This is a genomic window from Pseudoalteromonas sp. Z1A6 (assembly GCF_011378745.1).
GTDB lineage: Bacteria > Pseudomonadota > Gammaproteobacteria > Enterobacterales > Alteromonadaceae > Pseudoalteromonas > Pseudoalteromonas arctica.
This window is the reverse complement of the sequence record NZ_WTKW01000301.1, coordinates 1-5,040: the sequence shown is the minus strand read 5'-3', so window position 1 is coordinate 5,040 and position 5,040 is coordinate 1. Positions and strand designations below refer to the sequence as shown.

Below are 5,040 nucleotides of genomic sequence, written 5' to 3'. Positions count from 1 at the left end.
ATTCGTCACCGGTTTTTTTATAAATAAAATATTCCAAAAGGTTAATTAATAATGCAAACGCCAGTCATTCTAATCGTAGAAGATGAAGACGTAACTCGACTGAACCTAGTTAGTTTATTTGAAGCTGAAGGGTACAAAGTTATTGAAGCCATTGATGGCGATGATATGCATGACAAGCTTACAAATAACGATGACGTTAATCTTGTAGTTATGGATATCAACCTTCCTGGTAAAAACGGTCTTATTTTAGCCCGTGAATTACGCCAAAAGCGTAAAGTAGGTCTTATATTCCTAACGGGTCGTGACAACGATGTTGACCGTATTTTAGGTCTTGAAATTGGCGCAGATGACTACGTTACTAAGCCATTCAACCCGCGTGAATTAACTATTAGAGCTCGCAACCTTATTACTCGTACTGCTTTAGGCGGTGAAGAGTCAGCACTAGAAACAAATGGTGTTATTACGTTTAACGGTTGGGAACTTGATGAAAATAGCCGCTGTCTTACTTCTCCAAATGGCGACGCTAAACGTTTACCAAAAGGTGAGTACAGAGCACTTCGTTTAATGCTTGATTCTCCAGGTCGTATTTTTAGTCGTGAGCAATTAATCAAGCACATGACAGGCCGTGAGCTTCGCGCAAATGACCGTACTGTTGATGTTACTATTCGTCGCATTCGTAAGCATTTTGAAAGTGATAACTCAACGTCAGAGTTAATCAGCACCATCCATGGTGAAGGTTACCGTTTCATTGGTAAAATTGACGCTTAATTAGAGCTAATTAGTTTTACTCTAATTGCTGTAAAAATAAATGAAGGGCTTTTTGTCCTTCATTTATTTTATCTGCTAAAACATCTAACCACTGCTTTAACATTTCATCAGATTCATCAATCGCACCATGCTCCATTATTTTGGCATGAAGCTGCACATCATTTAAACCTACCGATCCAGCCGCACCTTTAAGTTTATGCGCTACTGATTCATACTCTTCTCTATCGCCAGTATTTAATGAGGTAAGTAATTCTTGCTGATATTGTGGACTTAGCTTTTCGAATAACTGACTACTGCGTCTAAATACAACTAAGCCCATCGAATTTACAAAGTCTTCTATTGTTTCAATATCTAATAAGTGTGCATCAATGCCCTCTAGCGCCTCTTCACTTACTTTTAGCTGTGGCTCTGTGCACTCACTTTGCTTAATGCCAAATAAGTCAGCCAGCATTTTATCAAGCTTGACTGTGTTAATTGGTTTAGCCAACGCACCTTGTATTGATATACCTTCAAGCTCTTTTTCAGCACTGCGTACATTGGCAGTTAAAGCAACAATAGGTAATTTATCAAAGTGGCTATCTGAGCGTATTTGTTTAGCAACCACGTCACCGTTTATATCTGGCAATTGCATATCGAGTAGTACTAAATCTAAGTCATCTTCGGTTTCGACAAACGAGAGCGCATCTTCACCGGTTTCAGCCCATAACACTTCATGGCCTCGTTGCTCTAATAGATTTGTAGCAATTTCGGCGTTAAGAGGCACATCTTCTACTAGTAGAATATACAAACCACGGCCAACATAACTTTGCTCTGTTGGTGCAACACATAAACTAAGCGGTATTTGCACTGTAAAACAACTTCCTTCGCCTTCAGTACTATTTACCGTAATTATTCCTTTCATTGCACTTACAAGTGCCTTAGTTACAGCTAAACCAATACCTGAACCTATTGCGTTAGTGCCTTTTAAATCCGGCGCTTTGTAATACATATCAAATATATGGGCAAGCTGCTCTGGTGGAATACCTTGACCGGTATCTAGTACCTTAATAACTAACCATGGGCCTTCTACACGATTTTCTCTGCTGCATTCGAGTGTTACTTTGCCTTGCTGAGTAAACTTAACGGCGTTGTTAATTAAGTTCCAAACAACTTGGCGTAATCGAGTCGGATCGAGCTGCGCGTAAACATCAAGTATGCCATTGCGCTTAATATCAAACTCAAGCTCTTTTTGCTCAGCTATTAAGCCTGCAAAATTAACTACATCGTTTATAAAGTCTGACACATTAATAGAATTGGTTGCTATATCGAGCTGATCTCTATCTATTTTATCTAAATCTATAATATCGTTAAAAATATTACCGAGTGTTTCAGCACTCGAAAAAATAGTATTGCCCCAACTACGCTGCTGCTTATTAAGCTCTGTATCTAATAACATACGCGTTAAACCAACAATGCCATTTAAAGGAGTACGTAGTTCATGGCTCAGCGTAGCAATAAACTTACCTTTGTCTTTATAGGCAGTTTCGAGTGCCTGTGCTGCTTCTTTACGGCTAGTGATATCACGACCAAAACCCAGTAAACCAATGTAGTCACCGTCATCATTTATAAAAGGTAATTTACGCAGCTCAAACCAACGTGTTTCACCATTTACTTCATAGCCTACATCTATAGTTAGTGCTTTATGGCTTTGCTCTACTTCTTTATCGGTTGCCAAAACTTCAGCTAAAAAATGACTTGGGAATATCTGCTCAACCGTTTTTCCTATTAGCTCACTACTTGATTTTCCCATTACCTCTTCAAACATTTTATTACAGCCGGCAAATACACCGTTGTTATCGCGGTAATAAAATAAATCGGGAGATGAATCAACGATTGAGCGTTGCAACATACTTTGTTGGGCAAGTTCTTGTTGTGTTTTTTTACGCTCAGCAATTTCTCGGCGCAGCTCTTCAATAGCGCGATGCTTGGCATGAAACGCCATTTTACGCTCATCAATTTCAATATTTAAACGACTAATGTTGTCTTTTAGGGTTTGGTTTAAGAGCTTTTCCTGCTTGGTTGCGCTATCTAAATAAGCATACGAGGCATCTAATTGACGAATTGAATTAAGTAATACACTTATAATTAAAGGAGAAACTACAGCCGTAAAAAATACCACAGCCAAAATATCAACAAGGTGTAATTCGCCTATCGCAACATAATAAAACATGCTCGATAAAATAAGAGATACAGTTAAAAATAAAGTGTAACAAATAGCTGCGGTTTTAAATTCACCAAATCGCGTTATTGAGCTGGAAAGTACCCGAGCCCAAGGGCTCAAAGAATAATCGGTCATACGTAATTTTATCTCTTAGCTGTGTGCTTAAATATAAAGAAGGCAATGCGCATGTATAAACATACCATTTTCCCAGATTTTAGCATTTTTCTCCTACCACTACCCATGTTGTGCGATAAAAACAGAATTTTTCATGTTTGATTTTGCTCATCTCTTAAACTCATCATTTCAGCAATAAATTATTTAGTGTAAAATGCCCCGCTTTATTATCTCCAAAATACGAGTAGCGCACATGCAAACCAATATGCCAGATATAGCAGACACTGCACCCGCTTTACAAACAGGTAAATTAGACTGGGTTGGCATGGGCGAAATCGAACTGCCATTTATTTTTGAGTCACGAGACTTATCTCCAGTTACAGTAAATGCCAAAGCTCGTGCATTTGTAAATTTGCATAAAGAAGATGCCAAAGGCATTCATATGTCACGTCTATTTTTAGCACTTGACCTGCTTTCGACTGAGCAGCAAGTCAATCCGCAAACAATAGCGCAAGCACTCGATACCTTTATAACTAGCCACGAAGGGCTGAGCGATAAAGCACAAATTGAATTTAAATTTGAACTACCGCTACGCCGTAAGTCACTATTAAGTGGTAAAGCAGGCTGGAAAAGCTACCCAGTTGTACTTACCAGTACAATTGAAAATAACATTATTAGCTACGAGCTAACCGTAGATGTTACCTATTCTTCAACGTGCCCTTGCTCTGCAGCACTTGCACGCCAGCTTATACAAAACGCGTTTAACGAAAAGTTTAACCAAGAAACCTTAAGCCAAAAAGATGTGCACGAATGGCTAGGCACTACACAAGGCATAGTCGCTACACCTCACTCGCAGCGCTCTATTGCCAACGTAAAAGTAAAGCTTGATAGCAATATTCAAGAATTTGACGTAGTGACTCTAATAAATACCCTCGAAGCTGAACTTAAAACGCCTGTACAAGCGGCAGTAAAACGCGAAGACGAGCAAGAATTTGCCCGTTTAAATGGTCAAAACCTGATGTTTTGTGAAGATGCTGCACGTAAAATTAAAGCTTTATTAGAAACAGATAATTACAGCGATTACTGGCTGCAAATAAACCATTATGAATCACTCCATGCACACGATGCTGTAGCTATTGCGGTTAAAGGTATTGAAGGTGGATACAAAGCTTAATAGCTACATAGTTTTAGCTTTTATAAACAGTTGGTAATTATTTTATAACTCATACTTTTTAGGCACGTAAATTGCTTTATTTGAGCAGTGTCAATTTGTTGTTATGGAGTTACCGTATGGAATTCGCTTTATTATTAATTCTAGTATTAGTTGTCGGGGCTTCTGTTGTTGCGTCAAAATTTAATGACGATGGCGGAAACCCGTATCCTTTTACCCGCAAGCAAACTGTTTTTACGCAGGTTGAGGGCGCTTTTTTAAATCTTCTCGAGCGTGCTGTAGGCGATCAATATAAAATTGTTAGTCGCGTTAAGCTAATTGACGTTATTGACTGTAAGCAAGGTCTTTCTATTAAATCTAAACGTGCTGCTTTAGCTAAAGCTAAAAATAAGCAACTCGACTTTGTATTAATCGATAAAGAAAAACTAACTATTGTTGCGGCCGTTGACCTAGTTAACAATGCCAATAAAGATGGCCACAAAGCTCAACGCGACTGGTTTGTAAACGGTGCACTAGAGTCTGCGGGCATTCCACATATTCGTATGAAAGTTAAATCGGGCTACCGTCCATCAGAAGTGCGCGATGCAATTATGTTTAAACTTGGTAAGCCTGCAGCAACACAAACGCAGCGTCCTGTTCGTAATCGCTCACACAAGCCAGCGGTACTTTCACCTTCTCAAGCCAAAGCACAAACAACTGCTTTAGCTGAAATTTAAAAACCAAATTAAATACTCTCCTAAAAAGTATTTAAAGCGAGCTCATAAACAAGCTCGCTTTTTTGTTTTTT

Annotated in this window: 4 protein-coding genes; 3 read left to right on the top strand and 1 reads right to left on the bottom strand. The window is 38.8% G+C overall.

The window, feature by feature from the left end:
• Positions 1–51: 51 nt before the first annotated feature.
• The gene (arcA, locus tag GQR46_RS15860) at positions 52–768 is read left to right on the top strand and encodes a two-component system response regulator ArcA (RefSeq protein WP_002962549.1); all 717 of its coding nucleotides are present in this window, start codon (positions 52–54) and stop codon (positions 766–768) included.
• A 16-nt stretch (positions 769–784) separates the two neighbouring features.
• Here arcA and arcB read toward each other — a convergent pair whose 3' ends face one another.
• Complete coding sequence (gene arcB, locus GQR46_RS15855) at positions 785–3,103, bottom strand: aerobic respiration two-component sensor histidine kinase ArcB (RefSeq protein ID WP_165722089.1); 2,319 nt, start codon at positions 3,101–3,103, stop codon at positions 785–787.
• A gap of 232 nt (positions 3,104–3,335) precedes the next feature.
• Between arcB and folE2 the strand changes: the two genes are divergently transcribed.
• Both folE2 and GQR46_RS15845 read left to right on the top strand, forming a co-directional pair.
• Positions 3,336–4,256, top strand: a complete 921-nt coding sequence (folE2, locus tag GQR46_RS15850) for a GTP cyclohydrolase FolE2 (protein ID WP_024589695.1) — start codon at positions 3,336–3,338, stop codon at positions 4,254–4,256.
• Positions 4,257–4,372: 116 nt separating this feature from the next.
• Positions 4,373–4,969 carry a DUF2726 domain-containing protein gene (locus tag GQR46_RS15845; RefSeq protein WP_007582968.1) on the top strand — a complete coding sequence of 199 codons (597 nt, stop codon included), beginning with the start codon at positions 4,373–4,375 and terminating at the stop codon, positions 4,967–4,969.
• Positions 4,970–5,040 lie beyond the last annotated feature (71 nt).